The following is a 19,252-nucleotide window of genomic DNA, read 5'->3' as shown; positions in this document are numbered from 1 at the left end:
TTTGCCAAGATCTTTCGACGGGCAGGTCAGACTTTCAGCATGGACGGGAAACGCGACGAGCAGCACGACGACGCCGACGACCGGGACGACCCGGCGACCGGCGGCGACCGGCCGCGCCCGGACAGTCGGCGGCTCGGGTCCGCCGAGCTGCTGCGCCGCATCGGGCTGGTCGTCGCCGTCCTCGCCGTGGCCCTGGGCGGGGCGGTGCTCGGGGTGCTGGCCGGCGGTCGGGTGGACACCGACATCGGCCCGTTCCGGGCCAACCTCAGCATCTCCCCCGCCCGCGACGGCGGCACCACCGTCGACATCCCACCGCTGGGCGCGCTGCTGCTCGACAGCCACGACGGGCCGACTCACCTCACCGTCCGCCTGGGCGCACTCGACCAGGGCCGCACCGAGGCGCTGATCGACGACCCGGCCAGCATCAGCCGGGCCAGCCAGAGCGCCGTCGAGGACGTCCGCTCCGGGGTGATGCGGCTCGGCCTGCGGACCCTGGGCACGTCGGTGCTGGCCACCCTGATCCTGGCCGGGCTGATCTTCCGCAACGTCCGGCGGACCGCCTGGGCGGGCGGGCTCGCACTGCTGATCACCGCCGGCAGCCTCGGCACGGCGGCGGCCACCCTGCGTCCGCAGGCGATCGAGGAACCACGCTACGAGGGGCTGCTGGTCAACGCACCGGCCATCGTCGGCGACGCCCGCCGGATCGCGAACGACTACACCAAGTACGCCGAGCAGCTGCAACGCCTGGTCGGCAATGTCAGCCAGCTCTACACCACCGTCTCGGCGCTTCCGCTGTTGGAGCCGACCCCGGGCACCACGCGGGTGCTGCACGTCTCCGACATGCACCTGAACCCGACCGGCTGGCAGTTGATCCGCACGGTGGTGGAGCAGTTCGGCATCGACGTGGTGATCGACACCGGCGACATCACCGACTGGGGCAGCGAGCCGGAGGCGTCCTTCGTCGGGTCGATCGGCCTGCTCAAGAAGCCGTACGTCTTCATCCGGGGCAACCACGACTCCGGCAAGACCGCCGCCGCGGTGGCCCGCCAACCGAACGCGATCGTGTTGAACAACACGACGACGACCGTCGCCGGGCTGACCATCGCCGGCATCGGTGACCCGCGTTTCACCCCGGACAAGAACACCTCACCCGCCGGCAGCGGCCTGACCCAGCAGGTCGCCGACCAGGTGACCGGGGTCGGCGAGCAGCTCGCGACCACGGTGCGCCGCTCACCCCGGCCGGTGAACATCGCGCTGGTGCACGATCCGGCGTCGGCCGGGCCGCTCTCCGGCACGTGCCCGCTGGTGCTGGCCGGGCACACCCACGCGCGGCAGGTCTCCAAACTGCCGCAGGTGCCCGGGCAGCAGCCCACCACGCTGATGGTCGAAGGCTCGACCGGCGGGGCCGGGCTGCGCGGCCTGGAGGGCGAGAAGCCGACCCCGCTGTCGATGAGCGTGCTCTACTTCGACCAGCTGAAGATGCTCCAGGCGTACGACACCATCACCGTCGGAGGCACCGGGCAGGCCCAGGTCAATCTGGAACGACGCCTGGTGGAGAACCCCACCGTGGCGTCCCCCTCGCCCACCACCAGCCCGACCCGCTGACGCGGCGTGGAGGGGCGGCCGCCGTCCTTCAGTTCGACAGAGAGTAAAGAGAGACGAGCCTCCCCCACCCCTGCTTTCCCCCTTTGCTCTGCTGCCCAATCTGCACCAGTCACTGTCGGTGCGTCCCGCACGGCATGACGCCAAAAGAGCAACAATTGGTTCGCGCTGTTCAGACCGGGTGGCGCATCGGCGGCAGCAGAGCAAAGGGAGGAAACGGCGTGGCGTGAGCGACAGAGACGATTACAGCGAGTTGCGAACGGGTTCTTTCCTATGCGAATCACTCAGTGTGATAACGATCCCCGCCGCGGTCAGCGTAGGGCGATGGCGGCCAGCGCGGCGTTGACGATGCTGCCGGGCAGCAGGTCGTGCAACTCGTACAGCTCGGCGACACTGCCGGACTGGCCGAACTCGTCCACGCCGAGCGGCACCGCCGGGGCGCCGACCGCCGAACCGAGCCAGGCCATCGCGTGCGACGCGGCGTCGTGCACGGTCACCACCGGCACCCGATCGACGAACGCGGACCGCAGCGCGCCCGGCACGCTGGGCACGGTGGCCGTCCGCACGCCCTGGCGCAGGGTGCGCTGCCAGGCCCGGTAGAGCCGGTCGAGGCTCGTCACGTCCACCACGTGCGCGGCGACGCCCTCGTCGGCCAGCTCCGCCGCGGCAGCCAACACCTCGGGCAGCACCGCGCCTGAGGCGGCCAGTTGCACCACCGGGGCGTCGACCAGGTGCGGGTACGCCTGGTGCGCGTCGACCAGCCGGTACGCCCCGGCGACCACCTGCCGACGCAGGACCGCGTCGCCGAGCCGGGCGCGGGCCGCCTCGAACGGCGCCTGGTCCAGCGGCCGGGTGCTCAACCGGAAGTAGTACGCCCCGTCCTCGGTCGGCGCGGCGGTCGCGGCCGGGGCCGACCCGCCGGCGATCTGCCCCAGCGCGTCGCAGAGCAGCCAGTCGAGGCTGGCCGCGTACGCCGGCTCCAGGAAGGTCACCCCGGGCAGCTCCAGGCCGACCGACGCGGTGATGGTGGACTGGTGGGCGCCGCCCTCCGGGGCCAGGGTGATGCCCGACGGGGTGCCGGCCACCACGAACCGGGAGCCGGAGTACGTGCCGTACAGGAACGCGTCGAGGCCGCGCAGGACGAACGGGTCGTAGACCGTGCCCACCGGCAGCAGCGGCTGCCCGGACAGGTCCCAGGAGAGCCCGAGCTGGCCGAGCAGCAGGAACAGGTTCATCTCCGAGATGCCCAGCTCGATGTGCTGCCCGGCGGGGCTCTCCGTCCAGCGCAGCATCCGGTCCTCGGTCCAGGAGCGCTGCTCGGTGGGTGCGAACACCCCGGTCTTGTTGATGAACCCGGCCAGGTTGGTGGAGGTGGCCACGTCCGGGGCGGTGGTGACCAGGTAGCGGCCGACCTCCCGGTTCCGCGCCAGGTCCACCAGCACCCGACCGAAGACCTCCTGGGTGGAGATGGGCTTGGTTGCGCGTACTCCCGTGCTTTCCGGAACGGTGACCCCCAAGGCGCGCTCGCGGGGCGCTCGGGACAGCGCCTCCCGGCGGGCGCCGGCCCGGATGCCGGCCGGTGACGCCGGGTCGAGGCGGTCCCACTCGGTCTCGGAGGTCAGCCCCTGCGCGGCCCGCAGCGTGTCGACCTGCTCCGAGCTGAGCAGCGCGGAATGGTTGCGCGGGTTGCCGGCGATGGGCAGACCCCAACCCTTCACGGTGTACGCGAAGACGACGCTGGGCCGGTCGGTGACCGCGTCGCACTGGGCGTACGCGTCGAGCATCGCGGACAGGTCGTGCCCGCCCAGGTCGGTGACGAGGGGACCGAGGTCCTCGTCGCTGATGTGGGCGATCAGCTCGTCGATGCCGGCCGGCGCGCCGTCCAGGAACTGCTTGCGCAGCGCCGGGCCGGTCAGCCCGAACAGCGACTGGTACTGCTCGTTGGGCATCGCGTCGATCCAGTCGCGCAGCGCCTCGCCGCCCGGCCGGGCGTACGCCTCGGCGAGCCGGCGACCGTACTTGACCTCCACGACGTGCCAGCCGGCCGCCTCGAACTGACCCCGCCACTGGTTGATCCGGATGCCGGGGACCACCCGGTCCAGCGACTGCCGGTTGAAGTCGACAAGCCACATGACGTTGCCCAGCCCGGTGGTCGCCGGGTCGGCCACCGCCTCCCAGATGTTGCCCTCGTCCAGCTCGGCGTCGCCGATCAGCGCCACGAACCGGGAGTGCGCTCGGGCCCCGAAGTGCGCGTCGACGTAGCGACGGGTGGCGGCGGCGAAGAGCGGCGCGGCCGCGCCCAGACCCACCGAGCCGGTGGAGAAGTCGACCTCGTCGGGGTCCTTGGTCCGCGACGGGTACGACTGGAGGCCGCCCCTGGCCCGCAGCCGTGGCAGGTACGAGCGGTCCAGGTTGCCGAGCAGGTACTGGATGGCGTGGAACACCGGGGACGCGTGCGGCTTCACCGCGACCCGGTCCTCGGCGTCCAGGTGCGCGAACCACAGCGCGGTCATCGCCGTGACCAGGGAGGCGCTGGACGCCTGGTGGCCGCCGACCTTCACACCGTCTCCGGTGGCCCGGTCATGGTTGGCGGCGTCCACGATCCGGGTGGCGAGCCACAGCACCCGCCGCTGGATCTCGTCAAGGACATCGAGGTCGTGCTGGGTCACGGTGGCTCCATCCAGGCGTCGCCGTTGACGCCCTCGCGAGGGGTGTGGATCGCGCCGCCCGGGGCGGCAGAGGGGTGACGTGCCGGTCAGCCTTCGACGCCGAGGCGCTCCAGGATCAGCGTGCGGACGGCGGCGGCGTCGGCCTGACCCCGGGTGGTCTTCATGACCGCGCCGACCAGCGCGCCGGCCGCGGCGACCTTGCCACTGCGGATCTTGTCGGCGATGCCGGGGTTCGCGGCGATCGCCTCGTCCACGGCGGCGGTCAGCGCGCCGGTGTCCGACACGACCTCCAGGCCCCGGCTGGCCATGATCTCGGCGGGTGAGCCCTCACCGTCGACCACGCCCTCCAGCACCGCGCGGGCCATCTTGTCGTTGAGCTTGCCGGCGTCGACCAGCCCCTGCAACTCGGCGACCTGGGCGGGAGTGGCACCGATCTCGGCCAGCTCCACACCGCTCTCGTTGGCCCGGCGGGACAGCTCACCCAGCCACCACTTGCGGGCCGCCGCCGGGGTGGTGCCGGCGGCCACTGTGGCCTCGATCAGCTCGACCGCGCCGGCGTTCAGCACCGACTGCATGTCCAGGTCGGAGAGCCCCCACTGCTGCTGGAGCCGACGCCGGTGCACCCGGGGCAGCTCCGGCAGGGCGGCCTTCAGCTCGGCGACCCACGCCGGGTCCGGGGCGATCGGCACCAGATCCGGCTCCGGGAAGTACCGGTAGTCGGTGGCCGTCTCCTTCGAACGTCCCGGGGTGGTGTCGCCGGTGTCCTCGTGGAAGTGCCGGGTCTCCTGCGTGATCCGGCCGCCCGCGTCGAGCACCGACGCCTGCCGCAGCATCTCCGAGCGGACCGCCCGCTCCACCGACCGCAGCGAGTTGACGTTCTTCGTCTCCGTGCGGGTGCCCCACTCCTGCCCCGGCAGGTTGAGCGAGGTGTTCACGTCACAGCGCAGCGAACCCTCCTCCATCCGCACGTCCGAGACACCGAGGGTGCGGATCACGTCGCGCAGCTCGGTGACGTACGCCTTCGCCACGTCGGGGGCGAGCGCACCGGTGCCCGGGATGGGCTTGGTGACGATCTCCACCAGCGGGATGCCGGCCCGGTTGTAGTCGACCAGCGACTCCGTCGCGCCGTGGATGCGGCCGGTGGCACCACCGACGTGCAGCGTCTTGCCGGTGTCCTCCTCGAGGTGCACCCGCTCGATCTCGATCCGCACCGTCTCGCCGCCCACCTCGACGTCCAGGTAGCCGTCGACGCAGATCGGCTCGTCGTACTGGCTGATCTGGAAGTTCTTCGGCATGTCCGGGTAGAAGTAGTTCTTCCGGGCGAACCGGCACCACTCGGCAATCGAGCAGTTCAGCGCCAGGCCGATCCGGATGATCGCCTCGATGGCCGCCTTGTTGGCCACCGGCAGGGAGCCGGGCAGGCCCAGGCACACCGGGCAGACCCGGGTGTTCGGCTCGCCACCGAAGTCGGTCGGGCAACCACAGAACATCTTGGTGTTCGTGCCCAGCTCGACGTGGGTCTCCAGGCCGATCACCGGTTCGTAGCGTGCAACGACCTCGTCGTACGCGGGCAGTGTCGTGGTCATGAGACGCTCCAGGCGCGATCCGGGACAGAACCTGTCCAGCCTAATGGGGTTGCCCGATCAATCCTCGGGCGGGTTTCGCCGGGCGCGCGTGTCGTCGCCGACGGTGGGGTACGGAGCGACCATGACGAATACGGGGGAACGACCAGGAGCGCCGACCCGGCAGGTGATCCTCGCAGACGAGCAGGTGCCGCGGGGGCGGCACCGCCGCAGTACGTACGTCGTCGCCGCGGCCGTCGTGGTCGGCGCGGCCGCGATGGGCACCGCCGCGATGGTCGACGGCCGGTCCGGGGGCCCCGACCTCTTCGCGGCGTTCGCGCTGATGCTGATCCCGCCGCTGGTCGGCGCGGTCGTCGCCCTCGTCTTCGGCCGCCGGCTGATCAGGCGGATGCCCCGGACGGCCGGTGCCGACCCGACGACCAGGCGACGGATCGCGCAGGCGTTACGCGACGGGTCCACCGACGACCCTCGTCTGGACGCGCTGGCTCGCAAGGAGGCCCGGTCCCGCGTCAGTCAACGATGGCTGCTGGTGCTGTTCACGGTGGGCTTCCTCAGCCAACTGCCGCCCCTGGTTGACCCGGCCCGCCCGTTCGGCCGAGTGCTGGCCGTACTGCTGCTCCTGCTCTGGGGAGGTGCCGCCTGGTATCGCTGGCGTGGCCTGCGGGAGGCCCGCCGCTACCTCGCCGGGCCGACGACCAACACGGTCGAGGCGGGTCACGGACCGGCGTGAAACCGCCTGTCCCCGACCCGCCTCGGCCGCTTGCGCGGCTTACAACGCCGGTGGCGTGAACGTGCCGATTGCGGACTCCAACGCGGCGGCGACCCGGTACATCCGGTCGTCGGCCATCGTCGGGGCCATCACCTGCAGGCCGACGGGCAGCCCTTCGGAGATGCCACAGGGCACCGAGATGCCCGGCCCGCCGTACAGGTTCGTCGGGATCGTGTACAGGTCGGCCAGGTACATCTGGTAGGGGTCGGCGGTCCGTGCGCCCATCGGGAACGCCACCGACGGGGTGGTCGGCGAAATCAGCGCATCGACCCGCTCGAACGCGGCGGTGAAGTCCCGGGTGATGAGCGTCCGGACCTTCTGCGCCTGCCCGTAGTACGCGTCGTAGTAACCCGACGACAGCGCGTACGTGCCGATCATGATGCGACGCTTGACCTCCGGGCCGAAGCCGGCCTCGCGGGTCAGCGACATGACCTCCTCCAGCGACCGGTTGCCGTCGTCGCCGACCCGCAGGCCGAACCGGACGCCGTCGAACCGGGCCAGGTTGGAGGAGCACTCGCTCGGGGCGATCAGGTAGTACGCCGGCAGCGCGTACGCGAACGTCGGGCAGGAGATCTCCACGACCTCGGCGCCCATCTTGGTCAGCGCGTCGACCGACTCGCGGAACGCGGCCATCACACCCGGCTCGGCGCCCTCGCCGACGAACTCGCTGACGATGCCGAGCCGCACACCGGTCAGGTCGCCGGTCGCGCCGAGCTTCGCCGCCGCCACCACGTCCGGCACCGGCTGCGGGATCGAGGTGGAGTCACGCGGGTCGTGCCCGCCGATCACCTGGTGCAGCAGGGCCGCGTCGAGCACGTTACGGGCACACGGGCCCGGAGTGTCCAGCGACGAGGAGAAGGCCACCAGCCCGTACCGGGAGGTGCCGCCGTAGGTGGGCTTCGCACCGACGGTGCCGGTGACCGCGCCGGGCTGGCGGATCGAGCCGCCGGTGTCCGAGCCGATCGCCAGCGGCGCCTCGTACGCGGCCAGCGCGGCAGCGCTGCCACCGCCCGAGCCACCCGGGATCCGGCTCAGGTCCCACGGGTTGTGCGTCGGGCCGTACGCCGAGTATTCGGTGGAGGAGCCCATCGCGAACTCGTCCATGTTGGTCTTGCCGAGCATCACCGTGCCGGCCTCGCGTAGCCGCTGCACGATCGTCGCGTCGTACGGCGGGCGCCAGCCCTCCAGGATCTTCGAGCCCACGGTGGTCGGCACGCCCCGCGTGGCGAGCACGTCCTTGACCGCGACCGGCACACCCGCGAGGGGGCCAAGCTCCTCGCCTGCGGCCCGGCGCTCGTCCACCGAGCGGGCCGCGGCGAGCGCGCCGTCGGTGTCGACGTGCAGGAAGGCGTGCACCCGGTCGTCGACCGCGGCGATCCGGTCGAGGTGCGCCCGGGTCACCTCGACGGCGGAGGTCTCGCCCCCGGCGACCAGGGACGCGATCTCCGTCGCGGTCATTCTGGTGAGATCGCTCATGCCGTCACTCCGCTTCGCTCCATGACGCCATGAGGCACCACCGCGCTGCAACCATGATTCACTCGCTGGCGCTCGCTCATGAGGCCACATCCTCGGTCAGGATCCGCGGTACGCGGAACCGCTGGTCCTCGGCGTCGGGTGCGCCCGACAGCGCCTCCTGCGGGGTCAGGCACGGCGTGACGACGTCCTCGCGGAAGATGTTGGTCAGCGGCACCGAGTGCGAGGTCGGCGGAATGTCCGCAGCGGCGACCTCGCCGACCTGAGCGACCGCCTGGAGGATCACGTCGAGCTGGCCGGCGAACATGTCCAGCTCCTCCTCGGTGACGGCGAGCCGCGACAGGCGCGCCAGGTGCGCGACCTCCTCGCGGGAGATGGCGGCCATCCGTGCCCCCTTCTGATGTCCTGCTGGTCGGGCGGTGTGCCGGCCGCGCGACGGGTGGAGCGTGACGCGCGGTGACCGGAGCGAGTCTATTGTTCCGCTCCGGTGCCGCGTCCCCGACTCCCCCTCCGGCAGCCGGAATGCCATGCCGGCGGAGGGGTCAGCGGGTGGGGCGGCGGCCGATGTCCGACTGCGGGGGCCCGCTCGGGCGCACCGGCCGGTACCGGGCCAGCCAGGTGACCAGCTCCTCGGCCGGCATGGGCCGAGCGTAGAACCAGCCCTGGGCGGCGTCGCAGCCGGCGGCGTGCAGCATCCGCCAGGTCCGCTCGTCCTCGACGCCCTCGGCGACCACCCGCAGGCCCAGCGCCCCGGCCAACTCGATCATCGATCGGACGATCGCCGCGTCGTCGGCGTCCTCGGCCATGCCGAGCACGAACGACCGGTCCACCTTCACCTCGGACAACGGCAACCGGCGTAGGTGTTGCAGCGAGGAGTAGCCGGTGCCGAAGTCGTCCAACGAGATGGCCACCCCGATCCGGTGCAGTTGGGAGATGGTGGCCAGCACCCGGCGCGGGTCGGCCATCAACGCACCTTCGGTGATCTCCACCTGCAGCCGGTCGGCAGGCACCCCGTAGCGGGCCAGCCGGTCGGCGATCTGGTCGGCGACGTCGCCGGTGTGCAGGTCGCGCACGCTCACGTTCAGCGCCGCGCGCAGGCCGATGCCGGCCGCCGACCACTTGGCGAGTTGCTCCACCACGTCGTCGACCACCCGCCGGGTGAGCAGTCGCATCACCGCGCTCTGCTCGGCGACACGGATGAGTTCCTCCGGGTCGACCATGCCCCGCCGGGGATGCCGCCACCGCAGCAGGGCCTCGACACCGACCACCTCGCCGGTCGCGATGGCGATCTGCGGCTGGTAGTACATGGTGATTTCCCCGGCGTCCTCTGCCGTGTCACCGTCCGCGTGCGCCCACCCCGTCGATTCGACCGGGTGGCCCGGGCCGCCTGTCCCGATGTCACGCCGCCGCCCGAGGCCGCCGTTGCCCCTGGCGGGGACCGTGCTTCCGTTCGGTGACCGGCGGCCGTTGCCGGCTCCCGCGCGTCGCTCCCGGGCCGAGCCCGAGCGGGTGCCGGTGACCGTGGAACGGGAGCCACGGCCCCGGATCGGGTCGGCGCCGGTCGCGATCCGGTTGATCAACTCGTCGGCGTGCACCAGCTCGGCGTCGTTGCGCCGACGGCGTCCCCACCACCGGTTGGTGGTCGGCGGTGCCGTGGCGACCGCCGGTGCCGGGTCCGCGTGGGGTGCGGCCTCGGCCGGGGACCCGACGGGCAGCGCCGCGCCGTCACCGCCGCGCACCTCCGCCGTCGCCGCAAGGGGTACGTCGACAGCCGCGTCGGCCTGGTCCGCCGGGTCGGCGTCGAACAGCTCACTCGGCGGGCTGGATTCCAACACCCGGCGCAGGTCGGCGAGGAGGCCGAGTCGCTCGGCGGAATTGTGGTCGGACTCGGGGGCGTAGACGGCCACCGTGTCGTTGCGGTGCTTGGCGTCGTACATCGCCACGTCGGCGTGGCGCATCAGGGTGGCGAAGTCCTCGCCATGCTCGGGGAAGAGGGCGATCCCGATCGAGCCGCCCACGTCCAACGGCAGCCCGTCGAGTGGCACCGGCTCGGCCAGCGCCTGGACCACCTGGTCGGCCAACTCCCTGGCCTGACCCACGTCGGTCAGGCCGGTCATCACGATGGCGAACTCGTCGCCGCCGAGCCGGGCGATCATCTGTGGTCGGGGCTGCACGTCGGTGAGCCGGGCGCTGACCTCGACCAGCAGCCGGTCGCCCACGGCGTGCCCGAGCGCGTCGTTGACGTTCTTGAAACGGTCCAGGTCGATCAGCAGCAGCGCCAACTGCCCGTCGGGTTCGCCGCGGGCCGTCCGCTCGGCGTGCAGGTGCACCTGCTCCGCCACCTCGGCCAGCAGCGCCTTGCGGTTGGGCAGACCGGTCAACGGGTCGGCGGCGGCGAGGTGCTGCTGCTCGACGGTCAGCCGGGCCATCCGGTAGACCGCGAACAGCGGCACCAGCACCAGCGGGATCAGCGCCGCGCTGACCCGCGCGGCGGCAACCAGCACTGGGGCGAGCAGCAGCAGTGAACCGGTGGAGAGCAACTCGAAGCCGAGGCCCCGGCGCAGCGTGGGCCACCACCGGTCGCCGAAACGCAGCCGCACCGCCCAGCTGACCAGCCCGTAGTTGACGACGAACCACGCCAACGTGGCACCGCCGACGGCAGCCACGTCGGTCCAGTGCAACCGCCCGCCGGAGAAGATGGTGCCCGAGCCGAGCTGGATCACCCCGTACGCGGCGGCGAGGGCGCACACGTACTGGCCGACGTTGAACGCCGTCCGCCAGGCTGCGTGCCGCATCCGCCAGCCCGAGACGATCACCCCCATCGCCTGCACCACCACCGCGGGGCCGAGGCCCCAGCCGAGCAGGATCGCGAAGGTGAAGCAGGTGGACGGGAACACCGCGGAGGTCTGCCGGCGCCCCGGCGGGACGAACGGCCGGGCGTCACAGACCACGGCGAGCACGGCCATCGTCCAGAACGCCACCGGCAGCCGGGACACCTCGTCCGGGAGGGACGCGAGGGGTACGGCGGCGGTCAGCGCCGCGACCACCAGGATGCCGACGACGAAGGTGGCGAACGGTGTGGCCCGTCCCGGCGGGAGTGAGTTGCGTGGATCCGCGACCTCCACCACACCTCCCGACCGACAGTCGGCGTGCCGGTGCGGTACGCCGTGACCCAATGAAACGCCCTCGCCCCCCAGTTTCCCGGTATGACAGTCACGAATCGGTCGTAGTCGTAATTAAGTTGGTATACGCGGCCAGTCGCCGCCGCAGGCCGCGACCGGGATCACCCGCCCGGCTGGGCGACCTCCCGCGCGGCGTCCGGGCCCGCGTCCAGCAGCAATCGGAACCCGTCCTCGTCCAGCACCGGCACCTTGAGGCTGGCCGCCTTGTCAGCCTTGGACCCGGGGTTGTCCCCGACGACCACGAAGCTCGTCTTCTTGGAGACCGACCCGCTGAGCTTGCCGCCCCGGCTCTGCACGGCCTCGGCGGCCTGGTCCCGTGAGTAGCCGGCAAGCGTGCCGGTCACCACCACTGTCAGCCCCTCCAACGGGCGCGGCCCCTCGTCGACAGCCTCCTCGGCCATCCGTACGCCCGCCTCGGCCCACTTGCGGACGACCTCGCGGTGCCAGTCCACCGCGAACCACTCCCTGATGCTGGCCGCGATGGTCGGCCCGACCCCGTCGACAGAGGAGAGCTCCTCCTCGCTGGCCGCGTCGATCGCCTCGATCGAACGGAAGTGCCGAACAAGGGCTCGCGCAGCGGTCGGGCCGACGTGCCGGATGGAGAGCGCGACCAGGAACCGCCACAGCTCACGCTCCCGGGCCACCGCCAGATTGTCCAGCAACTTGACCGCGTTGCTGCCCAGGGTGCCGTCCTTGTTGACGAAGAACGGGGACCGGGACAACTGCTCGGCGTCGAGCTGGAACAGATCACCCTCGTTGGTGATGATCTGCCCATCCAGTAGCGCGGCAGAGCTCTTCTCGCCGAGTGCCTCGATGTCGAGCACTTTTCGGCTGGCCAGGTAGAAAACCCGCTCGCGGATCTGGCCCGGACAGTTCAGCGCGTTGGGACAGCGGATGTCCACATCGCCCTCTTTGGCGGGGGCGAGCGGAGTGCCACAGGACGGGCAGGTGGTGGGCATCACGAACGGACGGGCGTCGGCCGGGCGCAGGTCGACCACCGGGCCGAGCACCTCGGGGATGACGTCACCGGCCTTGCGCAGCACCACCGTGTCGCCGATCAGCACGCCCTTGCGTTCCACCTCGCGGGCGTTGTGCAGAGTGGCCTGGGCGACCGTCGAGCCCGCCACGTGCACCGGCTCCAGCACCGCGAACGGGGTGACCCGACCGGTGCGCCCGACACCGACCTCGATGTCGAGCAGCTTGGTGGTGACCTCCTCGGGCGGGTATTTGAAGGCGATCGCCCACCGCGGGGCTCGGCTGGTCGAGCCGAGCCGGCCCTGGATGGACACCGGGTCGACCTTGACCACCACGCCGTCGATCTCGTGCTCGACGTCGTGCCGGTGCTCGGCGTAGTACGCGATGTATTCGGCCACGCCGCTCAGATCCGGGACGACCCGCCACCGGTCGCTGGTCGGCAACCCCCACGACCTGAGCGCCGCGTACGACTCGGACTGGGCCGTGGGCTGGAACCCACGGCGGGCACCGATGCCGTGCACCACCAGTCGCAGCGGCCGGGAGGCCGTGACCCGCGGGTCCTTCTGCCGCAGGCTGCCCGCCGCGGCGTTGCGGGGGTTGGCGAACGGCGCCTTGCCCTGCTCCACCAGGCCCGCGTTGAGGTCGGCGAACGCGGCAATCGGGAAGTAGATCTCGCCCCGGACCTCCAGCAGCTCGGGAATGTCCGGGAAGTCGTCGGACGGGGTCAGCTGGCCGGGCACGTCCCGGATGCTGCGGACGTTGGCGGTGACGTCCTCACCGGTGCGGCCGTCACCCCGGGTCGCGGCCCGGACCAGCCGGCCGGCCTCGTAGGTCAGGTTGATCGCCAGCCCGTCGACCTTCAGCTCGCACAGGTAGGGCACCGTGCCGCCAGCGTCCCGCTCGACCCGCTCGGCCCACGCCGCCAACTCCTCGTCGGCGAAGGCGTTGTCGAGGGAGAGCATCCGCTCGGCGTGGGCGACCGGGGTGAAGTCGGTCGAGAACGTGCCGCCCACCCGCTGGGTCGGCGAATCCGGCGTACGCAGTGCCGGGAACTCCTCCTCCAGTGCCTCCAGCTCGCGCAACTGCTTGTCGAACTCGGCGTCGGTGATGATCGGCGCGTCCAGCACGTAGTAACGGTATTGATGCTCGGTCAGCTCCTGGCTGAGCGTGGCGTGCCGCTCTCGGGCCTGCGGCGTGGGCTCGGCCCCGGCCGCCGCCTCCTGAGCCGGGCTGACCTGCTGACCGATCTGTTCCTCGGACACACCGCCACCTTCGGACACGCCTGCGACCTCCCTGATCACGCTACTCCGGCACCGTATCGGGCCGGTGGGACAATCCGTCGCCCACCCGCGCCGGGTTGGCGGGCGGCACGGGCGGCGGCGTGCGAGGATCGCCGGACGGTGCGACCCGGTGGGTCGCCGAGAGGCGGAGGTACGAATGCCCGAGGCGCTGCTCTGGGCGGTGGCGATCCTGCTGGCGGTGGCCGCTGGCTGGGCGTGGAACAGTTGGCGACACCGGGTGGCCAACCGCCGTCCGGGCACCCGGCCGGGTCGGGGCGGCCGCCCCGGCCGTCGTTCCACGGCACCGAGGCCACGCGGCGCCGATCGACCGGCCACCAAGCCGCGCTCGCGCGACACCGGACGGCCGGCCGGTGCTCCGGCACCGGGCGACATCTGGTGGGCCGACGTGCCGTACGCCGACGGCACCGGATCGAAGGTACGTCCCTGTCTGGTGCTGCGCGCCGACTCCCGGGGCGCCGACGTCCTGAAGATCACCAGCCAGGACAAGAGCGACCGGGACGACCACGTGCGGATCCCCACCCGCGACTGGGACCCCGGCGCGGAGCACGACAGCTACCTGAGCCTGACCGAGCCGATCCGACTCAACTCGGCGGCTTTCGAGGACCACGCCGGGCGCTGCGACGCCGACCTGTGGAAGAAGGTCCGCAGCCTGCGTCACCTGCCCACCCCCTGACGAGCCGCTGCGTCGTCGCTGCCTGGTCGCACTGGCCAAGAGAGTGATCGACTCGGGTTTCTGAAAAGCGCGGCGTCCGAGACCGTGGGACACCCCGACTTCCAGGAACCCGAGTGGATCACGCCCGCAGGGCCGGGCCGCGCGGGCCCAGGCAGGGCGAGGCCGGAGCAGGGGCGGGGCCGGGCGGTTCAGTCCCAGGCTTCGGCGAGGGTGGCGAGTTGGTCCGCGTACTCGATGCGGTCGGCCCACCCGCTCGGCCAGGCGCTCATCCCGACGGCCGCGCCCACGAACGCGCCGGCCAGGGCGGCGATCGAGTCGGAGTCGCCGGCGGTGGTCGCGCCCCGGGCCAGTGCCGCGACCGGGTCGTCGGCGTGCCGTACGGCGCAGAGCAACGCGGTGGCCAGGGCCTCCTCGGCGACCCAGCCCTCCCCAGTGGCCCGGCACGGGTCACCGCCGTCGTCCGGCTGGCCCAGGGCGTTGGTCAGTCGGCCCAGCACCGTCAGGCACTCGTCCCAGCCGTGGGCGATGAACTCCTGCGGGGAACGCGAGTCGGCGCGCTGCCAGAGGTCGCCCAGCCACCGCTCCTGGTAGATCAGGCGTTGGGCGAGTGCCCGCTCGGTGAGCAGCGCGGGAAGCTCGGGCAGCGTGGCGCCCGCGCGCAGCGCGAAGACCGCGTACGCGGTCAGCTCGCTGGCGGCCAGCCCGGTCGGGTGGCCGTGCGTCATCCCGGCCTGTAGCTGGGCCAGGCCGGCGAGCGTGTCCAGGTCGACGTCGAGCAGCCCGACCGGGGTGACCCGCATGTTGGCGCCGCACCCCTTCGACCCGATGACGGTGGCGTCCTGCCAGCGCACCCCGTGGGTCAGCTCGGCGCAGGCGCGCAGGCAGGTCATGCCCGGGGCGCGGTTGTTGTCCGGGCTGACCGCCCAGGCCAGGAAACGCTGCCGCAGCAGTGGCTCCACCGCCTCCGGGGTGAGCGAGGGCGCCTCGTGCAGCGCCCAACCCACCGCGAGGGCCATCTGGGTGTCGTCGGTGACCAGTGCCGGCTCGCCGGACAACTCCCGTGGACCGGTCGGACCATAACGGTGCTGGATCTCGGCGACGGTCAGGAACTCGGTCGGCTTGCCGAGCGCGTCACCGTAGGCGAGGCCGAAGAGTGAGCCGGAGGCGCGCAGCGGGGAGGTAGGGATCACGGCGGCCATGATGCCCGGCCGCCGCAACCCCCGTCAGGCTCAGTCCCAGCAGAGGCAGAACGGGTGGCCGGCCGGATCGGCGTAGACCCGGAAGCCCTCGCCCTCACCGGGCAGCCGCCGAGCACCGAGCGCGAGCGCGGCCTTCTCCGCACTCTCGATGTCGTCCACCGTCACATCCAGGTGGAACTGCTGAGGACGCTCCGGATCCGGCCAGGCCGGCGGCCGTAGGTTGAGTGCCTGCTGGAAGGCGAGACGCGGCTGGTGACCGGGCGGCCCGCCCAGCACCACCCAGTCGTCGTCCGTGTCACCCTCGACGAAAGGCACGCCGAGCAGCTCGGAGTAGAACGTCGCCAACGCCCGCGGGTCCGGGCAGTCGATCACCACTGAACGTAGCTGTCCAATCATGACCGTCATCCTGCCCACCGGGTACGACAGAAAACCTCAGTCTTCCGCGAGCCGCCGACCGGCCTCCCGACAGGCCGCGAGCACCGCGCGCGCGTACTCCGGGGTGGCGTCGGCGAGACCGCAGGCGGGGGTGATCACCACCTGCTCGGCCAGCTGCCGACGAGGGAAGCCGAGGCGGTCCCAGACCTGGCGTACGCGATCGGCGATCTGCGCGGAGGTCGGCGCGCCACCGGCCGACGGCGGCCGGGTCGGTGCGGCCCCGGCCAGCAACCCGAGGCCGGCGTCGATCGCCTCGCCCAGCGGGTCCAGTTTGGTGACCAGGTCCAGGTCGAGGGCGACCGCGACGGCGCCGGTGGAGCGGATCAGCTCCAGCGGCACGTCCGGGGCGCAGCAGTGCACCAGCGTCGGCACCCCGACCGCCTCGACGACAGTGCGCAGCAGAGCGGCAGCGTCCACCGGGTCGACCGCCCGGTACGCGCCAAGCCCACTCTCGGTCGGCACCCGCCCGGCCAGCACGGTCGGCAGCGACGGTTCGTCCAGCTGGAGCAGCACCGACGCCTGGGGCAGCCGTCGGGCCACCGCCGCGACGTGCGCGCGCAACCCTTCGGCGAGGGAGCCGGTCAGATCGCGGACGGCGCCGGGGTCGCGCAGCAGACGGCCACCGATCGGCAGCTCCAGCGAGGCGGCCAGGGTGAGCGGACCGGCGGCCTGCACCTTGATCGGCCCGGCGTACTCCTCGGCCTGCTCGGCGAGCTGGTCCAGGTCGCGTTCCATCAGGTCACGGGCCCGGCGCAGATCGCGGCCCGAGCGTGGGGCGACCCGCCACCGCCCGGCGTAGACCTCGACGGGCAGCTCGACGAGCAGCCCGGCGGACCGGCCGATCATGTCCGCGCCGGGACCACGGGCCGGCAACTCGGGCAGGTGGGGCAGCTCGGGAAGCTCACCGAGGATCACCCGCTGTGCCTCGCCGATGTCGGTGCCGGGCAGCGAACCAATTCCGGTTGCCGCGCCGGCCGGCCAGGGCCACGCCTGATCTGTCACGGCCGAAGGCTATCCCGCGAACACCCGGGCCGTGCGGTCAGCCGGTGATGGTCGCGGAGCCGAGGACCACGTCGCCGGCCGGGTCCGCCCGGTACGCGACCACGGCCTGACCAGCGGCGACGCCGCGTACCGGCTGGCGCAGGTCGGCGTGCATCGTGTCGCCGTCGAGGGCGACGGTCGCCGGCACCACGCTGCCGTGGGCGCGTAGCTGCACCTCGCACTCCACCGGGGCGTCCGGGCGTGCGCCGCCGGTCCAGACCGGACGGACGGCGCGGACCTCGGACACCTCCAGCGCCTCGGCGGGGCCGACGGTCACCGTGTTGGTCTTCGGGGTGATGGAGAGCACGTAACGCGGTCGGCCGTCCGGGGCGGGTCGGTCCAGGTGCAGGCCGCGACGCTGCCCCACCGTGTACGCGTACGCGCCGCTGTGACTGCCGACCACCGCGCCGGTGCTCGCGTCCACCACGTCGCCGGGCGCCTCGCCGAGCCGGCCGGCCAGGAAGCCGCGGGTGTCACCGTCGGCGATGAAGCAGATGTCGTGCGAATCCGGCTTGTCGGCCACCGCCAGGCCACGCTCGGCGGCCTCCGCGCGGACCTGCGCCTTGGTCGAGTCGCCCAGCGGGAAGATCGACCGGTCCAGCTGCTCGCGGGTGAGCACGGCCAGCACGTACGACTGGTCCTTGGCGATGTCGACGCTGCGGCGCAGCAGCCCGTCCGGGCCGAGCCGGGCGTGGTGACCGGTGACCACCGCGTCGAAGCCCAGGGCCACCGCCCGGTCCAGCACCGCCGCGAACTTGATCTTCTCGTTGCAGCGCAGGCAGGGGTTTGGCGTGCGACCGGCGGCGTACTCGGCGACGAAGTCGTCCACCACGTCCTCGTGGAAGCGGTCGGCCATGTCCCACACGTAGAAGGGGATGCCGATCACGTCGGCGGCCCGCCGCGCGTCCCGGGAATCCTCCAGGGTGCAGCAGCCCCGCGCCCCGGTCCGATAGGTCTGTGGGTTGCGGGCCAGGGCCAGGTGCACGCCGGTCACGTCGTGCCCGGCCGCCACCGCCCGCGCCGCCGCCACGGCCGAGTCAACCCCGCCCGACATAGCCGCCAGAACCCTCACCGACCCACTCCCTTCCCCGTCCCCACGACAACCCTATCCACCAGCTCGGAAAACCCCCCGGAGCCGGGTCAGCGGGGGGTGCGGAGCGCGGCGGCTCGGCGGGCTCGGTCCACCGCCGCCGGGAGAGCCGCCACCACGGCGTCGATGTCGGCCTGGGTGCTCGTGTGACCCAGGGTGAAGCGCAGCGAGGAGCGGGCGCGGTCGTCGTCGGCACCCATCGCCAGCAGCACGTGCGACGGCTGGGCCACCCCGGCAGAGCAGGCCGACCCCGTCGAGCAGGCGATCCCCTGCGCGTCGAGCAGGAGCAGCAGGGCGTCCCCCTCGGAGCCCGGGAAGGAGAAGTGCGCGTTGCCGGGCAGCCGGTCGGTCGGGTCACCGTTGTAGATCACCTCGGGCACCGCCCGACGGACCCGTTCGATCAGGTCGTCCCGGAGCGCGGCCACCCGGGCCGCGTACTCCTGTTGGCCCTTCACCGCCGCCTCGACCGCGACCGCGAAGGCGACGATGCCGGCGGTGTCCAGGGTGCCGGAGCGTACGTCGCGTTCCTGCCCGCCGCCGTGCAGCAGCGGCGTGGCCGCGACGTCCCGGGCGAGCAGCAGCGCACCCACCCCGGTCGGGCCGCCCAGCTTGTGCCCGGTCACGGTCAGCGCGGCGACGCCACTGGCGGCGAAGTCGACGGGCACCTGACCGACCGCCTGGATGGCGTCGGTGTGGAACGGCACACCGTGCTCGGCGGCGACGGCGGCCAGCTCGGCGACGGGCTGAACGGTGCCCACCTCGTTGTTCGCCCACATCGCGGTGACGACGGCCACCCGGTCGGCGTGCGCGGCCAGCTCGGCGCGCAGATCCTCCGGGTCGAGCCGACCGGCGGCGTCCACGGGCAGCCAGCCGATTTCGGCGCCCTCGTGCTGGGCCAGCCAGTCGACCGCGTCCAGCACTGCGTGGTGCTCGACGGCGCTGGAGACCACCCGGCGGCGGTTGGAGCCGGCTCCCCGGCGGGCCCAGAAGATGCCCTTGACCGCGAGGTTGTCACTCTCCGTGCCACCACCGGTGAAGATCACCTCAGATGGCCGGGCGCCGAGGACAGCGGCCACCCGTTCGCGCGACTCTTCGACCCGGCGACGGGCACGGCGACCCGCCGCGTGCAGGGAGGACGCGTTGCCGACCTCGCGGGCGGTAGCGACGTACGCCTCCAGTGCCTCATCGAGCATCGGAGTCGTCGCCGCGTGATCCAGGTAAGCCATCACGGTTCAGCCTACGGCCGACACCTCGGCGGCC

General features: G+C 72.3%; 14 protein-coding genes. 3 read left to right on the top strand and 11 right to left on the bottom strand.

The features are described 5' to 3' along the window. Positions 1-39: 39 nt before the first annotated feature. Positions 40-1,605 (top strand): metallophosphoesterase, encoded by a 1,566-nt coding sequence (locus tag CLT68_RS12750; protein ID WP_099851068.1) that lies wholly within the window; start codon positions 40-42, stop codon positions 1,603-1,605. Positions 1,606-1,913: 308 nt separating this feature from the next. Here the strand turns inward: CLT68_RS12750 and CLT68_RS12745 are convergent, their stop codons facing one another. Further along, complete coding sequence (locus CLT68_RS12745) at positions 1,914-4,271, bottom strand: transketolase-like TK C-terminal-containing protein (RefSeq protein ID WP_099851065.1); 2,358 nt, start codon at positions 4,269-4,271, stop codon at positions 1,914-1,916. Between the two features lie 86 nt (positions 4,272-4,357). Next, the gene (gene gatB, locus CLT68_RS12740; protein ID WP_099851064.1) at positions 4,358-5,857 is read right to left on the bottom strand and encodes an Asp-tRNA(Asn)/Glu-tRNA(Gln) amidotransferase subunit GatB; all 1,500 of its coding nucleotides are present in this window, start codon (positions 5,855-5,857) and stop codon (positions 4,358-4,360) included. Positions 5,858-5,978: 121 nt separating this feature from the next. Between gatB and CLT68_RS12735 the strand changes: the two genes are divergently transcribed. After that, positions 5,979-6,584: a hypothetical protein gene (locus CLT68_RS12735; RefSeq protein WP_143743176.1), complete on the top strand. Its 606-nt coding sequence runs from the start codon at positions 5,979-5,981 to the stop codon at positions 6,582-6,584. A 39-nt stretch (positions 6,585-6,623) separates the two neighbouring features. Here CLT68_RS12735 and gatA read toward each other — a convergent pair whose 3' ends face one another. From gatA to ligA, 4 genes are all read right to left on the bottom strand, one after another. Next, a complete protein-coding gene (gene gatA / locus CLT68_RS12730; protein WP_099851060.1) occupies positions 6,624-8,099 on the bottom strand; it encodes an Asp-tRNA(Asn)/Glu-tRNA(Gln) amidotransferase subunit GatA in 1,476 nt (491 codons plus the stop codon). A gap of 76 nt (positions 8,100-8,175) precedes the next feature. Further along, on the bottom strand, positions 8,176-8,481 hold the full coding sequence (gatC, locus tag CLT68_RS12725) for an Asp-tRNA(Asn)/Glu-tRNA(Gln) amidotransferase subunit GatC (protein ID WP_099851058.1): 306 nt from the start codon (positions 8,479-8,481) through the stop codon (positions 8,176-8,178). A 157-nt stretch (positions 8,482-8,638) separates the two neighbouring features. Next, positions 8,639-11,221: a GGDEF domain-containing phosphodiesterase gene (locus tag CLT68_RS12720; RefSeq protein WP_099857099.1), complete on the bottom strand. Its 2,583-nt coding sequence runs from the start codon at positions 11,219-11,221 to the stop codon at positions 8,639-8,641. A gap of 158 nt (positions 11,222-11,379) precedes the next feature. Then, the gene (gene ligA / locus CLT68_RS12715) at positions 11,380-13,515 is read right to left on the bottom strand and encodes an NAD-dependent DNA ligase LigA (RefSeq protein WP_099857097.1); all 2,136 of its coding nucleotides are present in this window, start codon (positions 13,513-13,515) and stop codon (positions 11,380-11,382) included. A 148-nt stretch (positions 13,516-13,663) separates the two neighbouring features. Here ligA and CLT68_RS12710 point away from each other — a divergent pair, with 148 nt between their 5' ends. After that, the gene (locus tag CLT68_RS12710; protein WP_231927239.1) at positions 13,664-14,227 is read left to right on the top strand and encodes a type II toxin-antitoxin system PemK/MazF family toxin; all 564 of its coding nucleotides are present in this window, start codon (positions 13,664-13,666) and stop codon (positions 14,225-14,227) included. A 188-nt stretch (positions 14,228-14,415) separates the two neighbouring features. Here CLT68_RS12710 and CLT68_RS12705 read toward each other — a convergent pair whose 3' ends face one another. From CLT68_RS12705 to CLT68_RS12685, 5 genes are all read right to left on the bottom strand, one after another. Then, complete coding sequence (locus CLT68_RS12705; RefSeq protein ID WP_199177040.1) at positions 14,416-15,426, bottom strand: ADP-ribosylglycohydrolase family protein; 1,011 nt, start codon at positions 15,424-15,426, stop codon at positions 14,416-14,418. Positions 15,427-15,456: 30 nt separating this feature from the next. After that, positions 15,457-15,822 carry a VOC family protein gene (locus tag CLT68_RS12700; protein WP_179782464.1) on the bottom strand — a complete coding sequence of 122 codons (366 nt, stop codon included), beginning with the start codon at positions 15,820-15,822 and terminating at the stop codon, positions 15,457-15,459. Positions 15,823-15,858: 36 nt separating this feature from the next. Then, entirely contained in the window at positions 15,859-16,863 is a 1,005-nt protein-coding gene (locus CLT68_RS12695) for a methionine synthase (RefSeq protein WP_099851053.1), read from the bottom strand. Between the two features lie 37 nt (positions 16,864-16,900). Beyond that, positions 16,901-17,974, bottom strand: a complete 1,074-nt coding sequence (gene mnmA / locus CLT68_RS12690; protein ID WP_199177039.1) for a tRNA 2-thiouridine(34) synthase MnmA — start codon at positions 17,972-17,974, stop codon at positions 16,901-16,903. 68 nt (positions 17,975-18,042) lie between these two features. Further along, a complete protein-coding gene (locus CLT68_RS12685) occupies positions 18,043-19,218 on the bottom strand; it encodes a cysteine desulfurase family protein (RefSeq protein WP_099851050.1) in 1,176 nt (391 codons plus the stop codon). Positions 19,219-19,252 lie beyond the last annotated feature (34 nt).

The organism is Micromonospora sp. CNZ299, from assembly GCF_002754415.1.
The sequence above is the reverse complement of the archived record's forward strand: the minus strand, read 5'-3'. Positions and strand labels throughout refer to the sequence as shown.